The organism is Campylobacter troglodytis (assembly GCF_006864425.1).
Classification (GTDB): domain Bacteria; phylum Campylobacterota; class Campylobacteria; order Campylobacterales; family Campylobacteraceae; genus Campylobacter_D; species Campylobacter_D troglodytis.
Map to the genome: position 1 here is coordinate 1 of NZ_QHLI01000138.1, position 1,631 is coordinate 1,631.

General features: G+C 32.6%; 2 protein-coding genes. Both read left to right on the forward strand.

The genetic code is table 11. From position 1 onward, the window contains the following. The first annotated feature begins 23 nt into the window (after positions 1-23). Entirely contained in the window at positions 24-653 is a 630-nt protein-coding gene (locus tag DMC01_RS12390; RefSeq protein ID WP_185908949.1) for a hypothetical protein, read from the forward strand. 41 nt (positions 654-694) lie between these two features. Beyond that, on the forward strand, positions 695-1,573 hold the full coding sequence (locus tag DMC01_RS12395) for a Cj0814 family flagellar-dependent secreted protein (RefSeq protein WP_142694491.1): 879 nt from the start codon (positions 695-697) through the stop codon (positions 1,571-1,573). Positions 1,574-1,631: the final 58 nt, after the last annotated feature.

Here is a 1,631-nt window from a genome sequence, read left to right on the forward strand (position 1 = left end):
ATATTAAATTACAAGGATTAAAAATGCTAAAAACATTCTTTAAAATTGCATTTCTTAGTGCCTTACTAACAAGTTTTTCTTTGGCTGATGATTTTCTTGCAAAACTTACAAATGGAGCTTTAAGCGATAACTCAGCTGGGGTTAAGGTGCTAACACAAGAAGAGGCTAGTAAAGTTGTGGGTGGGTATATTGTTGGATTTAAAGCAGTTGGTAGAGATGAAATTATGGCTTATGCCGTGCCTAGCTGGAAGACAGAGCTTGGTTTATGGTATGAGGATGGACAGCTGTATTATCTTAATAGACAAGGGCTTTTGCAACTTGGTGGTATGTGCGGCATAGATATTACCGAATGTTATGTTTCTAAAACTTCTAGACAACATAGTTATGCAAGTCAAAGGAGATTAATAGAAGTAATGAGTATAGTAGGCAATGACCCATATAATGATTATTTGGGTTATACGGTTAAAAGAAATATAGGTAAAACAAGTAGAGGAAAAAGCTTTATATATTTTTCTTATGGCGTAGCTGTTATAAATCCTAAGTCGGGTTCTTGGTATAGGTTTAAATCAAGCAATGTGTTAAATAACTATACCGTCATTAAGGAAATCAGTGGCAAGTATAAATCCGATATAGAAAATACGCTTAGAAAATGAATTTTAGCGTGGTGATTTTATTTGAGTGAAAGGGTGATATAATGATAAATTCTATAAATCAAACGAGCTATAATATCCCAGCTTTTAAAGATATAAACTCTAATGCGAGGATTAAAGAAGCTAGTGAAACTAAAAATTCAGCACAAAATGAAATTTATGAAAAATTACACTCTAGCACAACTTTTGTCCCAAAGCATTATGCCTCTGGGATAGTAGATAAAGATGAATACGCACTTTTTTCAAGTATAGACAAACAAAAAACTATGGACAATGTCTATAAGCTTTTTTCTCAGCTCACAAAAGATTTGCAAGATAAGAAAGGCTTTACACAAGAAGAAATTATCAATACTTTGCCCTTTGCTTTTGATTATGATAAAAAGACTTTGAATGTCGCAAAAACTTATACCCTAGAAGAATATCAAGAAAAGCTGATTAAAAACAAAAAGAATGATGAAAATATAGAAAGTATGATAACTTTTTATGATTATGACTTGCATAGCGATGAGCTTAATCTCAAACAAAGTGAGAATATCTTTCAAAGATATGGTGTAGATATAGGTTCTCAGTTTTATACAAATGAAGACGGCACTATCAGTAAAAGTGGAATTTTTTATGCTTTCTATGATAGGGTTGCAAATTCTGTTTTAGAGGGTGAAACGACAATAAGAGGAAAACTAGAGGGCTTAGATAGAAATTTAAGCGATGATGAGCTTAAGGATTTGCGCAAATTTTTGGACGAAAACAAACTTGGAAATGGTGGCATTTTTTTGTGGGTGGATTTTGGAGATTCTTTAGAGTATGAAAAGCTTTTAAGCTCAAATATAAGCATAGAGGAGTTTAAACAAAAATACCTTGAATTTAAAGAAAAAGTAGAGGCAAAACAAGAGCGTTGGCACAAAGAATCACAAGATGCGTTGTAAAAAGAGTTAGATCTCAATTCACAAAACGAACAAACAGAGCAAAGCTCAGCTCAAAAAC